Genomic DNA, 19507 nt, shown 5'->3' with positions numbered 1-19507 from the left:
CGTTTGAATGTCGGCGGCGGTGACCGGGCCTTCGCCATCTTTGCGCAGGCTCAAGGTGACGTCGTCGCGGTTGTGCAGCTTGAAGACCACGCCCTTGAGGTTCAACAGGATGTTGACCACATCTTCCTGAACGCCATCAATGGACGAGTACTCGTGCACCACACCAGCGATGGTGACTTCGGTTGCCGAATAGCCGACCATGGAGGACAGCAGCACGCGGCGCAGGGCGTTGCCCAGAGTATGGCCATAGCCACGCTCGAAAGGTTCGAGGGTCACTTTGGCGCGGTTGGCGGCCAGTTGTTCGACCTGGATGGCTTTGGGTTTCAGCAGATTGGTTTGCATTCAGACTTCCTCTCAATACCCCCGGCTCGTTACACCGGTAAGGCTGATGAAGCACCCGGACTGCAACATGCAGACCGGGAACGATTGAAACGACGAAATTAACGGGAATACAGTTCGACGATCAGCGATTCGTTGATGTCGGCACCGAATTCGTCGCGGTCAGGCACTTTCTTGAAGATGCCTTCAGCCTTGTCGGCATTGACTTCCACCCAGGCAGGCATGCCTACTTGAGCAGCCAGTTGCAGGGCTTCGACCACGCGGTTTTGCTTCTTGGACTTTTCGCGCACAGCCACCACATCGCCGGCCTTGACCAGGTAAGAGGGGATGTTCACGGATTGACCGTTCACGGTGATGGCTTTGTGGGACACCAGCTGACGCGCTTCAGCGCGTGTGGAGCCAAAGCCCATGCGGTAAACCACGTTGTCCAGACGGCACTCGAGCAGACTCAGCAGATTGGCGCCGGTGTTGCCACGGCGACGATCAGCTTCTGCAAAGTAGCGGCGGAATTGCTTTTCCAGCACGCCGTACATGCGCTTGACCTTCTGCTTTTCGCGCAGTTGCAGACCGAAGTCAGAAGTACGCTGGCCAGAGGTGCGGCCATGTTGGCCAGGCTTGGTGTCGAATTTGGCTTTGTCCGCAATGGAGCGGCGAGCGCTCTTGAGGAACAGATCGGTGCCTTCACGGCGAGAGAGTTTGGCCTTGGGGCCGATGTAACGTGCCACTTTGATTTTCCTTTATGACGACTTCCGCACCCTTGAAAATGCGGGAGCCAGGCCTTGCAAGCAGGGCCTGGCGGTGGGCTTGTTGAAAACTTAGATACGACGACGCTTTTGGGGGCGGCAGCCGTTGTGCGGAACCGGTGTCACGTCAGAGATAGACGTGATACGGATGCCCAAGGCGCCCAAAGCGCGCACAGACGACTCACGGCCAGGACCGGGGCCCTTGATCTCGACGTCCAGATTCTTGATGCCTTGTTCCATGGCAGCACGACCAGCGACTTCGGAAGCCACCTGAGCGGCAAAGGGAGTCGACTTGCGCGAACCCTTGAAACCCTGACCACCGGAAGAAGCCCAGGACAAAGCATTGCCTTGGCGGTCGGTGATGGTGATGATCGTGTTGTTGAACGAAGCGTGAACGTGTGCAATACCGTCAGCAATGTTCTTGCGGACTTTCTTGCGCACACGCTGCGCGGCGTTGGAAGGTGATTTAGCCATAGTTCTCTATTCCTTCTTATTTCTTCAGACCGGCTGCGCCCTTGCGCGGACCTTTGCGGGTACGGGCATTGGTGCGCGTACGCTGGCCACGCATCGGCAGACCACGGCGATGACGGAATCCACGATAGCAACCGATGTCCATCAAACGCTTGATGTTCATCGTGGTTTCGCGACGCAGGTCACCTTCAATGGTGAGCGTTGCGATCTGGTCGCGGATTTTTTCCAGATCAGCATCGGTCAGATCCTTGATCTTTTTGGAATAAGCGATGTCACAAGCTTCGCAAATTTTGCGTGCGCGGGTGCGACCAATACCAAAGATGGCGGTCAAGCCAATCTCAGCATGCTTGTGCGGCGGAATGTTGATGCCAGCGATACGTGCCATTTTCGTCCTCTATAACTCGTTGATCAGCCTTGACGCTGCTTGTGACGCGGATCCGTGCAGATCACGCGAACAACGCCTTTACGGCGAATGATCTTGCAGTTGCGGCAAATTTTCTTGACCGAAGCCGAAACTCTCATGGTTTTCTCCTAAAACTCTTTGCTTCTGGACCAGGCTTATTTGGCCCGGAACACAATTCGTGCCTTACTCAAATCGTAAGGCGTCAATTCCACAGTGACCTTGTCGCCAGGCAGGATGCGAATGTAGTGCATACGCATCTTGCCGGAGATATGGCCCAACACCACATGGCCGTTTTCCAGTTTCACACGGAAGGTGGCGTTGGGGAGGTTCTCCACAACTTCACCTTGCATCTGGATCACATCGTCCTTCGCCATCGTCGAACTCAACCGCCTAGTGTAGTTTTGAAATTCGCTTTCTTGAGAAGCGATTCATATTGTTGGGACATCAGATGGTTTTGCACCTGCGCCATGAAGTCCATCGTGACCACCACAATGATCAGCAAGGAGGTGCCGCCAAAATAGAACGGCACGTTGTACTTCAGGATCAGGAACTCGGGCAACAAGCATACAAACGTGATGTAAGCCGCACCCACCAAAGTCAGACGCAACAAGATCTTGTCGATGTAGCGTGCGGTCTGGTCACCCGGGCGAATGCCAGGAATGAAAGCACCGCTTTTCTTCAGGTTGTCTGCCGTTTCGCGGCTGTTGAACACCAGCGCGGTATAGAAAAAGCAGAAGAACACAATGGCTGCAGCGTAGAACATCACGTAAACCGGCTGACCGGGCGTGAGAGCAGAAGCCACATCCTTGAAGAAGCGCATCACGGGATTTTCCGTGTCGCCAGAGCTGAACCAGCCGATGATGGTTGCTGGCAGCAAGATGATCGACGATGCAAAGATCGGCGGAATCACACCTGCCATGTTGAGCTTGAGCGGCAAATGCGAAGACTGGCCACCGTAGACCTTGTTGCCCACCTGACGGCGTGCATAGTTGACCAGAATCTTGCGCTGACCGCGCTCGACAAAGACCACAAAATAGGTCACCAGCGCCACAATCGCGACCACCAGCAATGCCACCAGGGGGCCCATCGCACCAGTATTGACCAGTTCGAACAATCCACCCATGGCCTGCGGCAAACCTGCTGCAATACCGGCAAAGATCAGGATCGAGATACCGTTGCCCAAACCGCGCTCGGTGATTTGTTCACCCAGCCACATCAGGAACATGGTGCCCGCCGTCAAACTGACCACAGCCGTCATGCGAAAGCCAAAGCCGGGATTGATCACCAGACCAGCAGAAGCCTCCAGCGCAACAGCAATACCCAGCGACTGGAAAATCGCCAAGCCCAAGGCGCCAAAACGGGTGTACTGCGTGATCTTGCGACGGCCGGCTTCGCCTTCTTTCTTGAGTTGCTCAAAAGCGGGCAACACGTAGGTCAGCAATTGCATCACGATCGATGCAGAGATATAAGGCATGATGCCCAACGCGAACACGGTAAAGCGCGAAAGTGCACCACCCGAGAACATGTTGAACAGGCTCAAAATACCACCCTGCTGACCACTGAAGAGCTTGCGAAGCTCGTCCGGATCGATGCCTGGTACAGGAATGTGAGCACCTACGCGGTAAACCACCAGCGCGAGCAGCAAGAAGACCAGACGGCGACGCAGGTCTCCGTACTTGTCTGTCTTGGCGACTGTATTAGCGCTGGTGACCACGTTCTTGCTCTTTCTGTTGCGTCATCAGGCCAGGGAGCCACCAGCAGCTTCGATGGCTGCTTTGGCACCTGCAGTTGCACCAATGCCGGTCAGCTTGACTGCAGCAGTCAGCTCACCAGACTTGATGACCTTGACCACTTTGGCCAGCTCAGGCACGAGACCGGCTTGCTTGAGTGCCAGCAGATCGACTTCGCCCAGACCCAGCTTGGCCAGTTGGCCCAGGGTGATTTCGGCGTTGAACTTGAGCAGATGCGACTTGAAGCCACGCTTGGGCAGGCGACGCTGCAAAGGCATTTGACCGCCTTCGAAGCCCACTTTGTGATAGCCACCCGAACGGGATTTTTGACCTTTGTGGCCACGACCAGCGGTCTTGCCCAGACCGGAGCCAATGCCACGGCCAACACGACGCGCGGCGTGCTTGGCGCCATCTGCGGGTTTGATGCTATTGAGTTCCATCAGTAGCCTCTCAGAGTACTTTGACCAGGTAGCTGATCTTGTTGATCATGCCGCGCACTGCAGGGGTATCCTCCAGGACGCTCTCGCTGTTGAGCTTGCGCAGACCCAGGCCACGCACGGTGGCGCGGTGGTCTTGCTTGCAGCCGATGGGGCTGCGAACCAGCTTGATTTTCACGGTAGGTTGGTTTGCCATGATCTCTCTCCGGGTCAGGCGAACAGCTGTTCCACCGACAGGCCACGCTTGGCAGCGATTTCCGACGGAGTGGTGCAGTTGTTGAGCGCATCAAATGTTGCGCGAACCATGTTGTAAGGGTTGGTCGAACCGTGGCTCTTGGCCACGATGTCGGTGATGCCCATCACTTCGAAGACAGCGCGCATCGGGCCGCCAGCAATAATGCCGGTACCTTTGGGAGCAGGCATCATCATGACGCGAGCAGCGCCGTGCTGACCCATCACCGTGTGGTTGATAGTGCCATTCTTCAGGGACACTTTGGTCATGTTGCGACGGGCTTCTTCCATCGCTTTTTGCACGGCCACAGGCACTTCTTTCGATTTGCCTTTGCCCATGCCGACGCGGCCGTCGCCATCACCCACCACGGTCAGCGCTGCGAAACCGAGGATACGGCCACCCTTGACCACCTTGGTGACGCGGTTGACCGCGATCATTTTTTCCCGCATGCCGTCCTCAGGACCGTCATTCTGGGGTTTTGCTTGAAACTTAGCCATTTGATATTCCGATCCGATTAGAACTGCAGGCCAGCTTCACGGGCGGCGTCGGCCAAAGCCTTGACGCGGCCGTGGTAGGCGAAGCCAGCACGGTCAAAAGCGACTTTTTCCACGCCTGCGGCCTTCGCCTTTTCAGCAATGCGCTTGCCGATGATCTGGGCAGCAGCAGTGTTGCCGCCTTTGCCAGAGCCACCGAGCTCTTTGCGCACGTCGGCTTCGGCAGTGGATGCACTGGCCAGCACCTTGGTGCCGCAACCAGAGATCACGCTGGCGTAGATATGCAGGTTGGTGCGGTTCACAGCCAGGCGTGCAACGCCTTGCTGTGCGATACGGATACGAGTCTGACGGGCACGACGCAGACGTTGCTCTTTTTTGGTCAACATGCTGCAGCTCCTTATTTCTTCTTGGTCTCTTTGATCGTGATCTTCTCGTCCGCATAGCGAATGCCCTTGCCTTTGTAAGGCTCAGGGGGACGAACAGCACGAATCTCAGCGGCAATCTGACCTACGCGCTGACGATCAGCGCCTTTGATCACGATCTCGGTCGGAGCGGGCGTGGCCACAGTGATGCCAGCAGGCATATCGATGTTCACGGGGTGCGAATAACCGACAGCGAGGTTCAGCTTGGCACCGGTGGCCTGGGCTTTGTAACCCACACCGATCAGGCTCAGCTTTTTCTCGAAACCCTTGCTCACACCAACGACCATGTTGTTCACCAGCTGACGCAGGGTGCCACTCATGGCGTTGGCTTCACGGGAATCGTTGACGGGAGCAAACGACAGCTTGCCGCCTTCGTTTTTAACAGCCACCAGCGCATTGACAGCGACAGCCAGCTGGCCGCCAGCGCCCTTGACACTGATTTGTTCTGCATTGATGGACACATCCACACCAGCGGGGATGGTCACAGGCATTTTTCCTACTCGGGACATTTCGTCTCTCCTGCCATTAAGCGACGTAGCACAGCACTTCGCCGCCGACACCGACTGCGCGCGCTTTGCGATCAGTCATCACGCCTTTCGGGGTGGTGACGATGGCCACGCCCAAGCCGTTCATGACCTGAGGAATGGCGTCGCGGCCTTTGTACACGCGCAGGCCAGGACGGCTCACACGCTCGATGCGCTCAATGACCGGACGGCCAGCGTAGTACTTCAGGGCGATTTCGAGTTGGGACTTGCCCTCTTCGGACTTGACTTGGAAGCCATCGATGTAGCCCTCATCCTTCAGCACCTGGGCGATGGCCACCTTCACTTTGGAAGAAGGCACCGACACGGTGGTCTTGGCGACCATCTGTGCGTTGCGGATACGGGTCAACAGATCGGCAATGGGATCACTCATGCTCATGTTGTATCTCTCCTGCCGATTACCAGCTGGCCTTGGTCACGCCCGGGATATTGCCTTCGAAGGCAAGCTCACGGATCTTGGCGCGGCCCAGACCGAATTGACGGAACGTGCCACGCGGACGACCGGTGATTTCACAACGGTTGCGCTGGCGGGTGGGGTTCGCATTGCGAGGAAGCTTTTGCAGTGCCAGACGGGCAGCTGCACGCTCTTCGTCGCTGCGCTTGGCGTCGTTGGCGACAGCCTTCAGGTCAGCATGCTTTTGAGCAAATTTGGCGACCAGTTTTTCGCGCTTGAGCTCGCGTTGAATCAAAGCTACTTTAGCCACGTGACACCTCAGTTCTTGAAGGGGAAACGGAAAGCGGCGAGCAGTGCTTTGCACTCGTCGTCGGTCTTGGCCGTCGTGGTGATGCTGATGTTCAGGCCGCGCAGAGCGTCAACCTTGTCATACTCGATCTCGGGGAAAATGATCTGCTCTTTCACGCCGATGTTGTAGTTGCCACGACCGTCAAAAGCACGGCCAGAGATACCACGGAAGTCACGCACACGGGGCAGCGCCACAGTGATGAATCGGTCGAGGAATTCGTACATTTGGACGCCACGAAGGGTCACCATGCAACCGATGGCCTGGCCTTCGCGGATCTTGAAACCGGCGATGGCTTTCTTGGCCTTGGTGACCACAGGCTTCTGACCTGCAATCTTGGTCAGGTCAGCCACGGCGTTGTCCATGACCTTCTTGTCAGCGACAGCTTCGCTCACACCCATGTTCAGGGTGATTTTGGTAATGCGAGGCACTTCCATGGGCGACTTGTAACCAAACTTGGTTGTCAGCTCAGGAGCCACCTTGTCACGGTAGATTTGTTGGAAACGTGCCATGGTCATGCCACCTTGATTTCTTCGCCGCTGGACTTGTAAACGCGAACGCGCTTGCCATCAGCCAACTGCTTGATGCCCACGCGATCAGCCTTGCCCGTAGCGGCATTGAAAATGGCCACGTTGGACTGGTGAATCGGCATGGCCTTTTGAATGATGCCGCCTTCGGTACCCTTCATCGGGTTCGGCTTGGCATGCTTCTTGACGAGGTTGATACCATCAACCACGACATGCGAATCGTCAGCACGCAACGACACCTTGCCGCGCTTGCCTTTGTCGCGACCGGTGATCACGATGACTTCGTCGCCTTTGATAATCTTGTTCATGGCGCGTCCTCTTAGAGCACTTCAGGAGCCAGGGACACGATCTTCATGAACTTCTCGGTACGCAGTTCACGCGTGACCGGGCCGAAGATACGGGTGCCAATAGGCTCGAGTTTGGCATTGAGCAACACTGCTGCGTTGCCGTCGAATTTAACGAGGGAACCATCGTTACGGCGAATACCTTTAGCCGTACGAACCACCACCGCGCTGTACACCTCGCCTTTTTTGACGCGGCCACGCGGAGCAGCTTCCTTGATGCTCACCTTGATGATGTCGCCAACGCTTGCATAGCGACGCTTGGACCCGCCGAGCACCTTGATGCACAGCACGGACTTGGCGCCAGTATTGTCGGCAACCTCTAACCGAGATTCTGTCTGGATCATTTCAAATTTCCCAACTTGTATTCCTGCACCAATCAATGACCAGCTACAAGAATCAGTCTTGGACCCGCCATCCACACCACAAACCATTTGCAGCGCTTCAGATTGGGCAGAAAAACATCACCCCAAAAGGGGCGAAGCCTTTAATTATCACAAATCCACCCGTTTGCGTCAACAACTTTTTCAAGATTTTTTACAGGCACAGCATTTGAATACTTAAAAATTCAATTTGGCAACATCTTCTCGCTCACAATGCGCCCATGGCGTTTTGCGCCGCCCCGATCAAAGTGAAATCCATATGTCCAACACACCTTCCAGCACCCGTATCGCCTTCATTGGCGGCGGCAACATGGCCAGCGCCATCATGGGTGGCCTGATCCGTCAGGGCACACCCGCCTCACACATCACGGTTGTCGAACCCTTTACCGATACCGCGAACAAGCTACGCACAGAAATGGGCGTCCATGTTCTGGCCCAGGCCGACAACAGCCTGTCGCAGGCACAGCTGGTGGTTTGGGCCGTGAAACCCCAGATTTTCAAAGAAGCAGCCGCCGCGGCGGCCTCGCTGACCCGCCAGGCCCTGCACTTGTCTGTCGCTGCAGGCATCCGCACTGACAGCATCTGCAACTGGCTGGGCACGACGCAACTGGTCCGCTCCATGCCCAATACACCGGCGCTGGTTGGCCAGGGCATGACCGCCTTGTTTGCCTGCGCAGGCGTGAGCGCCGACCAAAAAAGTCTGGTCGAACAAGTCATTGCCACCACCGGCCAATACCTTTGGGTGGAACACGAACAACACCTGGACGCCGTCACCGCCCTGTCCGGCTCGGGCCCGGCTTATGTGTTTTTCTTCCTGGAAGCCATGACTGAAGCTGGCATGGGCATGGGCTTGACACAGCAGCAGGCGTATCAATTGGCCGTGGCCACATTTGCAGGCGCATCATCGCTGGCCGCCGCATCCAGCGAAAGCCCCGAAGTGCTGCGCCAGCGCGTCACATCCAAAGGTGGCACCACTTATGCAGCCATCACATCCATGGAGAACGCAGGCATCAAGCCCGCCTTTGTGGCGGCCATGCAAGCAGCCGAGCAACGTGCCCGCGAGCTGGGTGACGAGTTCGGCAAGGCCTGATCAAAAACCGTAGGCCAGCACCACGCCCGCAAACACCGTGGCGCCCAGCCAGTGGTTGAGGCGAAAGGCCTTGAAGCAGCCTTCGCGGGTGCGCCCACGGATCAGGGTGTAATGCCAGGCCACCTGCGCCAAAGCCAGCGCCCAGGCCAGAAGCAGCCAGGGACTGCGCGGCACGTCGGTCAGCAGCCACCACCACGAGCCCAGGAACACCAGGTAAAACAGCATGATGGCTGGCACATCCCATTGCCCCAGGGTGATGGCTGAGGTTTTCATGCCGATGCGCAAATCATCGTCACGATCCACCATGGCGTACTCGGTGTCATAGGCCAGCACCCAAAACAGATTACCCAGGAGCAAGGCCCAGGCTTGCCAGGGCACATCGGCACGCACAGCGGCAAAAGCCATGGGAATACCGAAGCTGAAGGCCACACCCAGAACCGCCTGCGGCATCGATACATGTCGCTTGGCGTAGGGATAGATCACACTCACCGCCAAAGCAGCAAGCGACCACGCCACGGTCACCGCATTGGTCAAGAGCACCAGGCCAAACGCGCACAAGGCCAGCACAGCCCCCACCAACAAGGCCTCGCGGGTGCCAATGCGTCCGCTGGTCACAGGCCGATTGGCGGTGCGTTTGACGTGGCGGTCAAAGTCACGATCGGCTACATCATTGATGCAGCAGCCTGCACTGCGCATCAAAATCGTGCCCAGCACAAACACCATCAACAGCAACCAGCCCGGAAAACCACCTGCAGCCACCCACAGCGCCGTCAGCGATGGCCAGAGCAGCAGAAGCCAGCCCGCAGGCCGGTTCCAGCGGATCAGGTCAAGGTACACATGCAGTCGTTCGATCATGCTCAGGTTCAGGACAGTCGGGTCACGCCTGGCAAATCGCAGGCATAGATGGCGTTGCGCAAAGCCGCAATCGCTTCGTAACGCGTGAAACTGCGGCGCCAGACCAGCACCACACGGCGCGTGGGCGGAGGGCCGCCATGCTCGTCTTTGACCGGCAGATAGCGCACGTGCGCCTCGTCAGCACGGGGCTTACCGTCTGTTGCGCACAAGGCCGCTTGCGGCACCGACAAGCGCGGCACCAGCGTCACGCCCATGCCGGCAGCCACCATGTGCTTGATGGTCTCCAGCGATGAGCCTTCAAAGCTTTTGCGAATGCCTTCGGCCTGGCTGGAAAAACGCGCAAACTCCGGGCACACCTCCAGCACATGGTCCCTGAAGCAGTGCCCGTTGCCCAAAAGCAGCATCGTCTCGTCACGTAGCTGCTCGGAGGTCACTTCGGCTTGCTTGGCCAGAGGGTGCGTGGCTGGCACTGCAGCCAAAAAAGGCTCGTCGTACAAGGGGGCCACAGCCAACCCGGTGTCAGGAAAGGGCTCGGCCAAAATGGCGCAATCGATCTCGCCTGTGCGCAGCATTTCAAGCAAACGCACGGTGAAGTTCTCCTGCAGCATCAGCGGCATTTGTGGCGTGTGGGTGATGATCTGGCGCACCAGCTCGGGCAGCAGGTAGGGACCAATCGTGTAGATCACGCCCAGCTTGAGGGCTCCGGCCAGCGGGTCCTTACCACGCTTGGCAATTTCCTTGATTTGCGCTGCGCTCTCCAGCACGGTTTGCGCCTGACGCACGATTTCTTCGCCCAGCGCGGTCACGCTCACTTCACCCGAGCTGCGTTCAAACAATTTAACCTCCAGCTCGTCTTCCAGCTTCTTGATGGCCAGCGACAGCGTGGGTTGCGACACAAAACACGCTTCGGCCGCTTTGCCAAAGTGCTTTTCGCGGGCTACCGCCACAATGTATTTGAGTTCGGTCAGGGTCATGTCACGCCTTCAGATATTCCGATTTTGCCCCCATCCAGCGCTCCACATGCATTTGGGCCAGATCCGGAAATTCATCCAACATGTGCTCGGCCGCGCTGCGCGCCCACTCCAGCAAATGCACATCGGTCTGCAAATCGGCAAAGCGCAACAAAGGCGCACCCGACTGACGCGCCCCCAAAAATTCACCTGGGCCACGAATTTCCAGATCGCGCCGGGCAATCTCGAACCCGTCGTTGGTCTCCACCATGGCGCGCAAACGTTCGCGCGCGGTTTCGCTCAAGCGTCCCCCCTCAGGCGTGCCGTACAGCAGCACGCAGGCCGAGGCGGCTGCACCGCGCCCCACGCGGCCACGCAACTGGTGCAACTGGCTCAAACCAAAACGTTCGGCGTGCTCGATGACCATCAGCGAGGCATTGGGCACATCCACGCCCACCTCAATCACCGTGGTGCTGACCAAAACCCCCATCTGTCCGCTGGTAAATAGATCCATCACCGCCTTTTTTTCGGCCGTGGGCATGCGCGAATGCAGCAACCCCACCATCACGCCGGGCAAAGCCTCGCTCAGTTCGGCATGTGTCGCAGTAGCGTTGGTCAGGTCCAGCGCCTCACTCTCTTCGATCAAGGGGCAAACCCAGTACACCTGCCTGCCCTGCGTCAATTGCGCGGCAATGCGTTCGATCACATCGTCGCGCCGCGTGTCGGATATCACCCGCGTCACCACCGGTGTGCGCCCAGGTGGCAACTCGTCGATGATGGACACATCCAGATCGGCGTAATAGCTCATGGCCAGCGTGCGCGGAATGGGCGTGGCACTCATCATCAGCATGTGCGGCTCCATGCCTGCGGCCTGCATCTTGCTGCGCAAGGCCAGCCGCTGGGCCACACCAAAACGATGCTGCTCGTCAATCACGGCCAGCGCCAGCCGCGCGAACTGCACCTGCTCCTGAATCACCGCATGGGTGCCCACCACCAGCTGCGCCTGACCACTGGCAATGCGGTCGAGCATGAGCGTGCGCTCTTTCTTTTTCTGGCTGCCGGTGAGCCAGGCCACTTGCACGCCCAGAGGCTCCAACCAGGCCACCAACTTGCTGAAGTGTTGCGCGGCCAGAATTTCGGTGGGCGCCATCAAGGCGCATTGCCAGCCCGCATCAATAGCGCGCATGGCCGCCAGGGCCGCCACCACGGTTTTGCCCGCACCCACATCGCCTTGAAGCAAGCGGTGCATGGGCACGGTACGCTGCAAATCGGCATCAATCTCCAGGCCCACCCGCGCTTGCGCCCCCGTCAATCCAAACGGCAGCGCCTGCAGCAGTTGTGCATGCAGGACCCCTGAGCCAGCTGCCAATGCAGGTGCACGCAACTGGTCACGCTCGCGCCGGGCCATTTGCTGCGACAGCTGTTGCGCCAACAACTCTTCGCACTTGAGCCGCGTCCAGGCCGGGTGCGTGCGGTCTTCCAGTTGCGCCAGCGACACATCCGGCGAAGGATGGTGCAAAAACTGCAAGGCCTGCCCCAGCCCCCACAGCGGCTCGCGCGTTGGCCAACCCAATGCGGCGGGCAAGGTGTCTACCCAATGCAAACGGCTCAAGGCTTGCGCCACCGCCTTGCGCAAATACGCTTGCGGCAAACCTGCGCTGGTCGGGTACACCGGCGTCATGGCCTGCGGCAATTGCCCCCCTGCCGCTTTGAAAGACGGGTGCATCATCGTCCAGCCCATCATTCCCGAACGCACTTCGCCACGCACACGCACACGCGAGCCAACTGCCAGCGCTTTTTGCTGGGACGGGTAAAAACTGAAAAACCGGAGCATGCACACCTCGTCGCCATCGCGGACCGTGACCAGCAACTGCCTGCGCGGTCGGTAGCTGACCTCACAGGAGGTCACCGTGGCTTCGATCTGCACGGTTTGTCCATCACGCGCCGACGCCAGGGGCACGATGCGGGTTTCGTCCTCATAGCGCAAGGGCAAATGCAGCGCCAGGTCTTCGTCGCGCACCAAGCCCAATTTCCGCAGGGCTTTTTGAGGCGCACTCAGCGCCTGCGAGCCTGACGGTTTTGGGGAAGCTGTGGCCTTTTCGGACATGCCGACATTGTGCATGGGCGCGCCCACTTCAGCGCGCTTGCGGCAGAATCGCCCTCTGCACTCTTTCAATTCTTTCATTCGCACGGGTCTGTCCGGCCCTGAATCATGAACACAGCCTCCCTGCCCGCCTACACCCTCTCGGATTTCGACTTCGACCTGCCCGAGTCCCTGATCGCCCAACACCCCGCCAACGAACGCAGCGCCTCGCGCCTGCTCGACGGCAGCGCCGCAGCACCGGTGGACCGTATTTTTCGTGACCTGCCTGGCTTGCTGAACCCTGGCGACTTGCTGGTCTTTAACGACACCAAGGTCATCAAGGCCCGTGTGTTTGGTGAAAAGGCTTCAGGCGGCAAGCTGGAGCTCCTGATTGAGCGGGTGCTGCCCGGCCACGAAATCGTGGCGCACATGAAGGTCAGCAAAAAGCCCTTGCCGGGCGCGCATATCCGTCTGGCGGTCGGCCAGGCCGATTGCGATGCGGTGCTGCTGGGCCGCTGGCCCGACGAACAAGGCGCCTTGTTCCACTTCAAGCTGGACCAGGACCCGTATGCGCTGATGGAGCGCTGCGGCCACGTGCCGCTGCCGCCCTACATCACCCACACCGACACTGCCGAAGACGAGCGCCGTTACCAGACCGTGTTTGCCCGTGCGCCCGGCGCCGTGGCGGCGCCGACCGCAGCCTTGCACTTTGACGATACCTTGCTGCAAGCACTGGATGCCCGTGGTGTGGAGCATGCGCACGTGACCTTGCATGTAGGCGCAGGCACCTTCCAGCCTGTCAAAACTGAACAGCTGACCGAACACGTGATGCACCGCGAATGGTACGAAGTGCCCGAGGCCACCCAACAGGCCATTGCGCGCTGCCGCGAGCGGGGTGGACGCGTGGTGGCCGTGGGCACGACCACGGTACGGTCACTGGAGTCGTGGGCGCGTAGCGGCGAATCTACAGGCGACACACAAATCTTCATCACACCGGGGTTTGCGTTTCAGGTGGTGGACCGCCTGGTCACCAACTTTCACCTGCCCAAAAGCACCCTCATGATGCTGGTCAGTGCCTTTGCGGGTTACACCCACATTCGCCAGCTCTACCAGCACGCGATTGCGCAAGGCTACCGTTTCTTCAGCTACGGCGACGCCATGCTGCTCAGCCGCGCCCCCGCCGGCACGCCCTGAACCCTTTCAAGCCGTGCTGGCGCCTTGTTGCGTCTGCAAGGCCAGGCACAGGTCGGCCCAGGCCTTGGCCTTGTCAGCCGGGTTGCGCAGCAAATAAGCCGGGTGGTATGTCACCACCACCGGTACGCCTTGGTACTGGTGCACCCGACCTCGCAACTTGCCAATCGGTTCGGAGGTCTGCAACAGGGACTGCACTGCAAAGCGGCCCATGGCCAAAATGATCCGGGGCTTGACCAGCTGCACCTGCCGCACGAGGTAGGGCGCGCAGGTGGACAGCTCCTGAGGTTCCGGGTTGCGGTTGCCGGGCGGACGGCACTTGAGGGTGTTGGCAATGTACACACCCGCTTGCCCTGTGGCTTGCCGGTCCAGACCGATGGCGCGCAGCATGTTGTCCAGCAGCTTGCCCGCCTGCCCGACAAAAGGTTGGCCTTGCAGGTCTTCGTTTTCGCCCGGTGCTTCGCCAATCACCATCCACTGCGCCTGCACATCGCCGACGCCAAACACCGTGTTTTTGCGGCTTTGGCACAGACCACAGGCCTGGCACTGCTGCACGGCCTGCTCCAGCGCAGGCCAGTCCAAGCCCTGCACCTCGGGCAACGGCCTGGGGGCCATTGCCACTGGCTTCGCCGCAGGTGCCGGCGCTGGCGGTTGGGTGCGTACTGCTGCCGCCCGTACAGGTGTGGTGGGCGCTTGCACAGCTTGGACAGCCGGTGCGTCTTGCACGGCAGGCGAGGCCGCTTCCGACTCGGGGACGGAAGCTTGCGCCTGCGGCATGGGCCACCACACACGCACACCCATTTCCTCGAGCATGGCGCGCGCTCGTGCATCCAGTTCAAAGTGGGTGGGGTCGTTCATGTTCAATCCAGTTTCAGGCTCATGACCACAGCATGCTCACGGCGCGTGCGGTCCAGCGGATAGTAATCCTTGCGAACGTGTATGCGCACAAAACCCGCACGCTCGTAAATCAGCAAAGCCCGCGCATTGCTCTCGCGCACCTCCAGCCAAAGCTGCTGTGCACCTTGCGTACGCGACCAGTCCAGCCAGTCCTGCAGCAAACGTTTGGCCAGACCCTTGCCCTGATGCTCCGGCGCCACCGTCACGTTGAGCAAATGCGTTTCCTGCACGCCCGGCATGGCCACCAGATAAGCGCGCAAATCTTCGTGCTCAAACCAAGCTACACAGTGGTAACCACTGGCCAGCGCATCCACAAAATGGCCCTGACTCCACGGGTGGCTGTACGCCGTTTGTTCGATGGCCAGCACCTGTGGCAAGTCCTGAGCCGTCAAAGGGCGCACGCCAGGCTCGCTCATGCAGCGGCTCCACTTTGCGCCGCCTTGGCTGCTTCACGCTCTGCCGTGGTTTGCGCCACTTTGTCGCGAATGTACAAAGGCATGGCCTGCTCGGCAGGCACAGCCTGACCAGCAGCCCACAGAGCTGGCGCCAGGCTCAGCATGGCTTGCGCCGTGGGCAAGGCCATATGGGTGCGCAGACCGGCAGGCATGCGCTCCGGATACACCTGCACTGCGTTGCCAGCCACCACCGTGTCTGAAGGCAGGTCATCAGGCAGCTGGGGGGCCACCTGCAAGGGCAACAGCTTGTGCCAGCCCGCTTCAGGCGTCCAGCGGTACAGCGCCATGTAAATTTCGTTCATGCGTGCATCCAGCAGGGCCAGCACCGTCAAGGGTGTCGTGCCATCTGTGCCTTGCAGATCCAGACGAGTTTGCTCCGCCACTGCCAGCAAGGTGTCCACCGGCAACACTGGCTTGTCCACCGCAAAGGCAAAACCTTGCGTGACCGCACAAGCCGTGCGCAACCCGGTAAACGAGCCTGGGCCGCGGCCAAAGACAAAACCATCGAGCTCCCGCAATTGCAGGCCTGCTTGGTCGAGCAATTGCATGCACCCCGGAATCAGCAAGGCCGACGACTGCGCGGCCCCCAGCAAGGTCTGGGTGTACAACTGCGCGCCACGGGCCACCGCCAGCGACACCACTTCGGTGCTGGTGTCCATGACCAACCAGTTCTTGTTCTTGGCCAAGGTCATGCTGTCACCTTTTGCAGTGCAGGCGCACGCGCCTGACGCACGCCAAACAAAATACCCGCCGTCACCAAGGCCAAGCCCAACAAGACTTGCCAGTGCATGGGTTCACCCAGAAACATCACCGCCCCCAAAGCCGACAGACCGGGCACCAGCGCGGTGATCATGGTCGAACGCACGGGGCCGTAGTACCGCACCATTTGCGTAAACGTGATGCCCGAAATCACCACCGATCCCCAACCCTGGAACATGGCCTGGAACAGCCACTCGCTGACTGGCGCCTGCGACAGGTGCGAGGGCACCAACCCGGTCACCACCGCCAGCAAATAACAAGGCACATAGACCACAAACGCAAAAGCGGTGATGGCCATGGTGGCCCGTACCGGGTCCAACGCCAGCCGGCGAACCGTCACGCTGTACGCACCCCAGCAACACGCGGCACTCATGAACAGTACATCGCCCTTCCAGACGTTGCCACCCTCAAAGGCCTTGAGCAAACTGGCACCGCCCACCAGCAAGTCGCCACCCACAATGCAGGCCAAGCCCAGCCAGCGGCCTCCGGGAATGCGCTCACCGAGCACCGCCCAGGCCAGCAAACTGGTCCACAAAGGCAAGCTGCCCGGCATCAACACCGAGGCATGCACCGCAGGCGCAAAAAAGAAACCGGCGTAAGCCAGCATGGCGTACAGCAAACCGCCTAAAGCGCCCGCCTGCATCGTCATGTTCAAAGGCAAAGGCGAGAGTCCCCCCAGGCTGCCTGTGGCAATGTGGCCTTTGCGATGCGTCATCCACCAGGCCCAAGGCAACAGCACCACACTGGCCCCGCAAATGCGCAGCAGCGCCAGATCCAGCGGCAGCAGGGTATGCGCCGCCGAGGCTCGGGCAATCACAATGAACGAGGTCCAGATGGCCACCGTGACTGCGGCAGCACCCAAACCCAGCAAACGAGGGGAAAATGACATGCGCCGATGATACGGGCTCGCCCGTGCACCGCTTGTCCTGTCCGTGTCCATGCCTCGACTTTTCTTCATGCGCTTGCGTTCTTTTCTTGCCTTTTTGCTCAGCATCAGCCTGGCCCTGCAGCTGGCTCCGGCTTTGGCCGCTAACAGGACGTCTGCTGGCACGTCCTTGCCGCCAAGCGTCAGCCAGGCCCTGCGGCAAGCAGGCATTCCCCACTCTGCTTTTGCGGCAGAAGTCATGCCCTTGGTCCCCCAAGGTTTGCCCACACCCGTCCTCTCGCGCCAAATCCATGCCCCCATGAACCCCGCCTCGGTCATGAAGCTGGTCACCACTTATGCTGGCCTGGACCTGCTGGGCCCCCAATTCACCTGGGACACGCGCATCTGGACCACTGGCGAATTGCGTGCAGGCACCTTGCACGGCGACCTGATCATTGAAGGCTCCGGCGATCCCAAGTGGGTGCGCGAACGCATCGAGGCCACTTTGACCGCCATACAAGCGCAAGGCATCAAACGCATCGATGGCGACATCGTGCTCGACCGCAGCGTGATGAACATCACGCCCCGCACCGAGGCCTTTGATGACGAGCCTCTGCGCCCCTACAACGTTGAACCCGATGGCCTGCTGGTCAATTTCAAGGCGCTGATCTTCAAGTTCACGCCTGACCCGGAAAACGGCGTGGCCCGGATTGAAACCGAGCCGCGCATGGATGGCGTCTCGCTACCGACCGAGGTACCGCTCAGCGCAAATGCCTGCCAGGACTGGCGCAGCCAGCTGCGCGCAGACTTTTCAAACCCCTCGCACATCCGGTTTGCGGGCCGTTACCCCGCCGCCTGCAGTGCTCAGGAATGGCCCGTGGCCTACAGCGACCCCACACAGTACGCTCGCCGCGTGGTCCGGGGCATGTGGCTGGCTGCAGGCGGCCAACTCAACGGCGAGGTGCGCGACGGGCTGCGCCCGGCTGCTGCAAACCTGCTGTTGCACAGCCCGTCCTTGCCCCTGTCCGAACTGGTGGCCGATATCAACAAGTTCTCCAACAATGTGATGGCGCAGCAACTGTTCCTGACCTTGTCCGTTCAACCGGGTGTCGCCGGTTCGTTTGAACAGTCGCGCCAACGCGTGGTGCAGTGGTGGCGTACCCGTCTGCCCGCGCACGCGGTACCCACATTGGACAATGGCTCGGGGCTTTCACGACGCGAACGCATTGAAGTGCGCAGCCTCAGCGCCTTGTTGCAACTGGCTGCACAGGGCCCGCTTGCACAGCCTTTCCAGAACTCCCTGTCGATCGTTGGTGTGGATGGCACGGTCAAACACTGGATGGAGCGCCACCCCGACTCCCGACTGCAAGGCAAAGCTTGGCTCAAAACGGGCAGCTTGCGCGATGTCACTGCCGTGGCCGGATATGTGCAAAGTCAAAGCGGCCGGCGCTACAGCATTGTCGCGATCATCAACCACGATGAAGCCAAACGCGCCCGCCCTGCGCTGAGTGCCCTGCTGGAATGGGTGGGACAAGATGCACCGACACGGCCTCACGCCAAACGCTGATGATCAGGCTGCTGCGCGACGCAGGCGATCGGCCACGCCTTCCCACTCGGGGGTTTCGGGCGGTTGTTCGACCCAGATTTGCATGACGCCTCGCGCGTCCAGTGCGCGCAACACCGCGAACAAATCATGTGCAGCCTGCGCAGCCTGCGGTGCTTGAGCGCGCCACAGCACCCCGGCGCTCAGATCTGCAGGAGCGGCTCGCGACCACACTCCCAGATTATTGGCGTGCACACCCAAGGTCTGCAGGCGTTGATGCAACTCATCGCCCGGCATCACCCGCACCTTGGCACGAGGCGCGTAATGCGACTCCAGCGTGCCCGAGGCTTTAGGCGCAGCCTGCGTCAGGGTCTGCGGATCTTGCAAGGACACCCCACAAGCGGCCTCGATCTGATCGCGAGTGATACGCCCAGGACGCAGCAGCACCGGCACCCCGCGCGTGCAATCCACGATGGTCGATTCAATGCCCACCTCGCACGCGCCACCATCGAGGATCAACAAAGCATCCCCAAACTCGGACTGCACATGCGCAGCCGTGGTCGGGCTCACACGCCCGAATTTGTTGGCACTGGGTGCGGACAGCCCCGCCAGGCCCGATGCCGAACAGGCCCGCAGCAAAGCTTGCGCCACCGGATGTGAAGGACAACGCAAACCGATGGAGTTTTGCCCGCCGGCCGAGGCTGTCGCCACACCCTCACGGCGCGGCAAGATCAAGGTCAACGGCCCCGGCCAGAAAGCGTCCATCAAACGCTGGGCAAACGCAGGCACCTCAGAAGCAAACACTGGCACCTGCTCAGCCCCGGCCACATGCACGATCAAGGGATGGTCTGCTGGCCGCCCCTTGGCTGCAAAAATGCCTGCGATGGCTTGCTCGTTGGTTGCATCTGCGGCCAGGCCATACACCGTTTCGGTGGGCAAGCCCAGCAAGCCGCCAGCGACCAGGGTTTGCACTGCCTGCGCGATCGATGCCGCATCCTGCCCGTTGAGGATCATG

Annotated in this window: 27 protein-coding genes and 1 pseudogene; 3 read left to right on the top strand and 25 right to left on the bottom strand. The window is 59.9% G+C overall.

Annotation, left to right across the window (positions count from 1 at the left end):
- The 17 genes and pseudogenes from AAFM15_RS09310 to rplN all read right to left on the bottom strand — a co-directional run.
- A pseudogene (locus AAFM15_RS09310) lies at positions 1-342 on the bottom strand (DNA-directed RNA polymerase subunit alpha); the annotation flags it as partial.
- Between the two features lie 98 nt (positions 343-440).
- A complete protein-coding gene (gene rpsD, locus AAFM15_RS09305) occupies positions 441-1064 on the bottom strand; it encodes a 30S ribosomal protein S4 (RefSeq protein WP_341686439.1) in 624 nt (207 codons plus the stop codon).
- A gap of 90 nt (positions 1065-1154) precedes the next feature.
- Complete coding sequence (gene rpsK / locus AAFM15_RS09300; protein WP_341686438.1) at positions 1155-1556, bottom strand: 30S ribosomal protein S11; 402 nt, start codon at positions 1554-1556, stop codon at positions 1155-1157.
- A gap of 16 nt (positions 1557-1572) precedes the next feature.
- Positions 1573-1938, bottom strand: coding sequence for a 30S ribosomal protein S13 (gene rpsM, locus AAFM15_RS09295; RefSeq protein ID WP_341686437.1), 366 nt, complete (start codon positions 1936-1938; stop codon positions 1573-1575).
- Between the two features lie 23 nt (positions 1939-1961).
- Entirely contained in the window at positions 1962-2075 is a 114-nt protein-coding gene (rpmJ, locus tag AAFM15_RS09290) for a 50S ribosomal protein L36 (protein WP_011481465.1), read from the bottom strand.
- Positions 2076-2111: 36 nt separating this feature from the next.
- Positions 2112-2330 carry a translation initiation factor IF-1 gene (gene infA / locus AAFM15_RS09285; protein ID WP_091812823.1) on the bottom strand — a complete coding sequence of 73 codons (219 nt, stop codon included), beginning with the start codon at positions 2328-2330 and terminating at the stop codon, positions 2112-2114.
- A gap of 8 nt (positions 2331-2338) precedes the next feature.
- Positions 2339-3670, bottom strand: coding sequence for a preprotein translocase subunit SecY (gene secY / locus AAFM15_RS09280; protein WP_341686436.1), 1332 nt, complete (start codon positions 3668-3670; stop codon positions 2339-2341).
- 24 nt (positions 3671-3694) lie between these two features.
- A complete protein-coding gene (rplO, locus tag AAFM15_RS09275; RefSeq protein WP_341686435.1) occupies positions 3695-4126 on the bottom strand; it encodes a 50S ribosomal protein L15 in 432 nt (143 codons plus the stop codon).
- Between the two features lie 10 nt (positions 4127-4136).
- Entirely contained in the window at positions 4137-4319 is a 183-nt protein-coding gene (rpmD, locus tag AAFM15_RS09270) for a 50S ribosomal protein L30 (protein WP_341686434.1), read from the bottom strand.
- A gap of 14 nt (positions 4320-4333) precedes the next feature.
- Complete coding sequence (rpsE, locus tag AAFM15_RS09265) at positions 4334-4852, bottom strand: 30S ribosomal protein S5 (protein WP_341686433.1); 519 nt, start codon at positions 4850-4852, stop codon at positions 4334-4336.
- A gap of 17 nt (positions 4853-4869) precedes the next feature.
- Complete coding sequence (rplR, locus tag AAFM15_RS09260) at positions 4870-5235, bottom strand: 50S ribosomal protein L18 (RefSeq protein ID WP_341686432.1); 366 nt, start codon at positions 5233-5235, stop codon at positions 4870-4872.
- 11 nt (positions 5236-5246) lie between these two features.
- On the bottom strand, positions 5247-5780 hold the full coding sequence (gene rplF, locus AAFM15_RS09255) for a 50S ribosomal protein L6 (RefSeq protein ID WP_341686431.1): 534 nt from the start codon (positions 5778-5780) through the stop codon (positions 5247-5249).
- A gap of 16 nt (positions 5781-5796) precedes the next feature.
- Positions 5797-6192, bottom strand: a complete 396-nt coding sequence (gene rpsH / locus AAFM15_RS09250; RefSeq protein WP_341686430.1) for a 30S ribosomal protein S8 — start codon at positions 6190-6192, stop codon at positions 5797-5799.
- Positions 6193-6211: 19 nt separating this feature from the next.
- Positions 6212-6517, bottom strand: coding sequence for a 30S ribosomal protein S14 (gene rpsN / locus AAFM15_RS09245; RefSeq protein ID WP_341686429.1), 306 nt, complete (start codon positions 6515-6517; stop codon positions 6212-6214).
- 8 nt (positions 6518-6525) lie between these two features.
- Complete coding sequence (gene rplE / locus AAFM15_RS09240) at positions 6526-7065, bottom strand: 50S ribosomal protein L5 (protein WP_341686428.1); 540 nt, start codon at positions 7063-7065, stop codon at positions 6526-6528.
- Between the two features lie 2 nt (positions 7066-7067).
- Positions 7068-7388 (bottom strand): 50S ribosomal protein L24, encoded by a 321-nt coding sequence (gene rplX, locus AAFM15_RS09235; protein WP_341686427.1) that lies wholly within the window; start codon positions 7386-7388, stop codon positions 7068-7070.
- A gap of 11 nt (positions 7389-7399) precedes the next feature.
- On the bottom strand, positions 7400-7768 hold the full coding sequence (rplN, locus tag AAFM15_RS09230; RefSeq protein ID WP_341686426.1) for a 50S ribosomal protein L14: 369 nt from the start codon (positions 7766-7768) through the stop codon (positions 7400-7402).
- Positions 7769-8063: 295 nt separating this feature from the next.
- Between rplN and proC the strand changes: the two genes are divergently transcribed.
- The gene (gene proC / locus AAFM15_RS09225; protein ID WP_341686425.1) at positions 8064-8894 is read left to right on the top strand and encodes a pyrroline-5-carboxylate reductase; all 831 of its coding nucleotides are present in this window, start codon (positions 8064-8066) and stop codon (positions 8892-8894) included.
- Here proC and ubiA read toward each other — a convergent pair whose 3' ends face one another.
- The 3 genes from ubiA to recG are packed head-to-tail and all read right to left on the bottom strand — an operon-like array spanning position 8895 to position 12806.
- Entirely contained in the window at positions 8895-9749 is an 855-nt protein-coding gene (gene ubiA, locus AAFM15_RS09220) for a 4-hydroxybenzoate octaprenyltransferase (protein ID WP_341686424.1), read from the bottom strand.
- Between the two features lie 8 nt (positions 9750-9757).
- Positions 9758-10723, bottom strand: coding sequence for a LysR substrate-binding domain-containing protein (locus tag AAFM15_RS09215; RefSeq protein WP_341686423.1), 966 nt, complete (start codon positions 10721-10723; stop codon positions 9758-9760).
- 1 nt (position 10724) lies between these two features.
- Positions 10725-12806 carry an ATP-dependent DNA helicase RecG gene (gene recG / locus AAFM15_RS09210; protein ID WP_341686422.1) on the bottom strand — a complete coding sequence of 694 codons (2082 nt, stop codon included), beginning with the start codon at positions 12804-12806 and terminating at the stop codon, positions 10725-10727.
- A 105-nt stretch (positions 12807-12911) separates the two neighbouring features.
- Here recG and queA point away from each other — a divergent pair, with 105 nt between their 5' ends.
- Positions 12912-13976, top strand: coding sequence for a tRNA preQ1(34) S-adenosylmethionine ribosyltransferase-isomerase QueA (queA, locus tag AAFM15_RS09205; protein ID WP_341686421.1), 1065 nt, complete (start codon positions 12912-12914; stop codon positions 13974-13976).
- 6 nt (positions 13977-13982) lie between these two features.
- Here queA and AAFM15_RS09200 read toward each other — a convergent pair whose 3' ends face one another.
- Genes AAFM15_RS09200 through AAFM15_RS09185 form a run of 4 tightly spaced genes read right to left on the bottom strand, consistent with a single transcriptional unit; the run spans position 13983 to position 16973 of the window.
- Entirely contained in the window at positions 13983-14831 is an 849-nt protein-coding gene (locus tag AAFM15_RS09200) for a uracil-DNA glycosylase (RefSeq protein WP_341686420.1), read from the bottom strand.
- 2 nt (positions 14832-14833) lie between these two features.
- A complete protein-coding gene (gene rimI / locus AAFM15_RS09195; RefSeq protein WP_341686419.1) occupies positions 14834-15286 on the bottom strand; it encodes a ribosomal protein S18-alanine N-acetyltransferase in 453 nt (150 codons plus the stop codon).
- The gene (gene tsaB, locus AAFM15_RS09190) at positions 15283-16017 is read right to left on the bottom strand and encodes a tRNA (adenosine(37)-N6)-threonylcarbamoyltransferase complex dimerization subunit type 1 TsaB (protein WP_341686418.1); all 735 of its coding nucleotides are present in this window, start codon (positions 16015-16017) and stop codon (positions 15283-15285) included. Before tsaB ends, rimI begins: the two co-directional genes overlap by 4 nt.
- A complete protein-coding gene (locus tag AAFM15_RS09185; RefSeq protein WP_341686417.1) occupies positions 16014-16973 on the bottom strand; it encodes a DMT family transporter in 960 nt (319 codons plus the stop codon). The genes tsaB and AAFM15_RS09185 overlap by 4 nt, the downstream gene beginning before the upstream one ends.
- A gap of 67 nt (positions 16974-17040) precedes the next feature.
- Here AAFM15_RS09185 and dacB point away from each other — a divergent pair, with 67 nt between their 5' ends.
- Positions 17041-18516: a D-alanyl-D-alanine carboxypeptidase/D-alanyl-D-alanine-endopeptidase gene (dacB, locus tag AAFM15_RS09180; protein ID WP_341686416.1), complete on the top strand. Its 1476-nt coding sequence runs from the start codon at positions 17041-17043 to the stop codon at positions 18514-18516.
- 3 nt (positions 18517-18519) lie between these two features.
- On the opposite strand, the gene AAFM15_RS09175 is transcribed toward dacB, so the two are convergent.
- Positions 18520-19506, bottom strand: a complete 987-nt coding sequence (locus AAFM15_RS09175) for an L-threonylcarbamoyladenylate synthase (RefSeq protein ID WP_341686452.1) — start codon at positions 19504-19506, stop codon at positions 18520-18522.
- Position 19507: the final 1 nt, after the last annotated feature.

The sequence above is a fragment of the Limnohabitans sp. genome (assembly GCF_038134685.1).
Taxonomy (GTDB): Bacteria; Pseudomonadota; Gammaproteobacteria; order Burkholderiales; family Burkholderiaceae_C; genus Limnohabitans_A.
Note: the sequence above shows the minus strand (reverse complement) of the source record. Positions and strands in the feature narration are given on the sequence as shown.

Excerpts from the sequence above, each read along its gene's own strand:
- rplR (WP_341686432.1), bottom strand. The coding sequence starts at position 5,235 with ATGTTGACCAAAAAAGAGCAACGTCTGCGTCGTGCCCGTCAGACTCGT.
- rplO (WP_341686435.1), bottom strand. The coding sequence starts at position 4,126 with ATGGAACTCAATAGCATCAAACCCGCAGATGGCGCCAAGCACGCCGCG.
- AAFM15_RS09215 (WP_341686423.1), bottom strand. The coding sequence starts at position 10,723 with ATGACCCTGACCGAACTCAAATACATTGTGGCGGTAGCCCGCGAAAAG.
- rplF (WP_341686431.1), bottom strand. The coding sequence starts at position 5,780 with ATGTCCCGAGTAGGAAAAATGCCTGTGACCATCCCCGCTGGTGTGGAT.
- AAFM15_RS09185 (WP_341686417.1), bottom strand. The coding sequence starts at position 16,973 with ATGTCATTTTCCCCTCGTTTGCTGGGTTTGGGTGCTGCCGCAGTCACG.
- rpmJ (WP_011481465.1), bottom strand. The coding sequence starts at position 2,075 with ATGAGAGTTTCGGCTTCGGTCAAGAAAATTTGCCGCAACTGCAAGATC.
- recG (WP_341686422.1), bottom strand. The coding sequence starts at position 12,806 with ATGTCCGAAAAGGCCACAGCTTCCCCAAAACCGTCAGGCTCGCAGGCG.
- queA (WP_341686421.1), top strand. The coding sequence starts at position 12,912 with ATGAACACAGCCTCCCTGCCCGCCTACACCCTCTCGGATTTCGACTTC.
- rpmD (WP_341686434.1), bottom strand. The coding sequence starts at position 4,319 with ATGGCAAACCAACCTACCGTGAAAATCAAGCTGGTTCGCAGCCCCATC.
- AAFM15_RS09175 (WP_341686452.1), bottom strand. The coding sequence starts at position 19,506 with ATGATCCTCAACGGGCAGGATGCGGCATCGATCGCGCAGGCAGTGCAA.
- dacB (WP_341686416.1), top strand. The coding sequence starts at position 17,041 with ATGCGCTTGCGTTCTTTTCTTGCCTTTTTGCTCAGCATCAGCCTGGCC.
- infA (WP_091812823.1), bottom strand. The coding sequence starts at position 2,330 with ATGGCGAAGGACGATGTGATCCAGATGCAAGGTGAAGTTGTGGAGAAC.
- rimI (WP_341686419.1), bottom strand. The coding sequence starts at position 15,286 with ATGAGCGAGCCTGGCGTGCGCCCTTTGACGGCTCAGGACTTGCCACAG.
- rplX (WP_341686427.1), bottom strand. The coding sequence starts at position 7,388 with ATGAACAAGATTATCAAAGGCGACGAAGTCATCGTGATCACCGGTCGC.
- rpsK (WP_341686438.1), bottom strand. The coding sequence starts at position 1,556 with ATGGCTAAATCACCTTCCAACGCCGCGCAGCGTGTGCGCAAGAAAGTC.
- rplN (WP_341686426.1), bottom strand. The coding sequence starts at position 7,768 with ATGATCCAGACAGAATCTCGGTTAGAGGTTGCCGACAATACTGGCGCC.
- tsaB (WP_341686418.1), bottom strand. The coding sequence starts at position 16,017 with ATGACCTTGGCCAAGAACAAGAACTGGTTGGTCATGGACACCAGCACC.
- rplE (WP_341686428.1), bottom strand. The coding sequence starts at position 7,065 with ATGGCACGTTTCCAACAAATCTACCGTGACAAGGTGGCTCCTGAGCTG.
- rpsE (WP_341686433.1), bottom strand. The coding sequence starts at position 4,852 with ATGGCTAAGTTTCAAGCAAAACCCCAGAATGACGGTCCTGAGGACGGC.
- rpsH (WP_341686430.1), bottom strand. The coding sequence starts at position 6,192 with ATGAGCATGAGTGATCCCATTGCCGATCTGTTGACCCGTATCCGCAAC.
- ubiA (WP_341686424.1), bottom strand. The coding sequence starts at position 9,749 with ATGATCGAACGACTGCATGTGTACCTTGACCTGATCCGCTGGAACCGG.
- proC (WP_341686425.1), top strand. The coding sequence starts at position 8,064 with ATGTCCAACACACCTTCCAGCACCCGTATCGCCTTCATTGGCGGCGGC.
- rpsM (WP_341686437.1), bottom strand. The coding sequence starts at position 1,938 with ATGGCACGTATCGCTGGCATCAACATTCCGCCGCACAAGCATGCTGAG.
- AAFM15_RS09200 (WP_341686420.1), bottom strand. The coding sequence starts at position 14,831 with ATGAACGACCCCACCCACTTTGAACTGGATGCACGAGCGCGCGCCATG.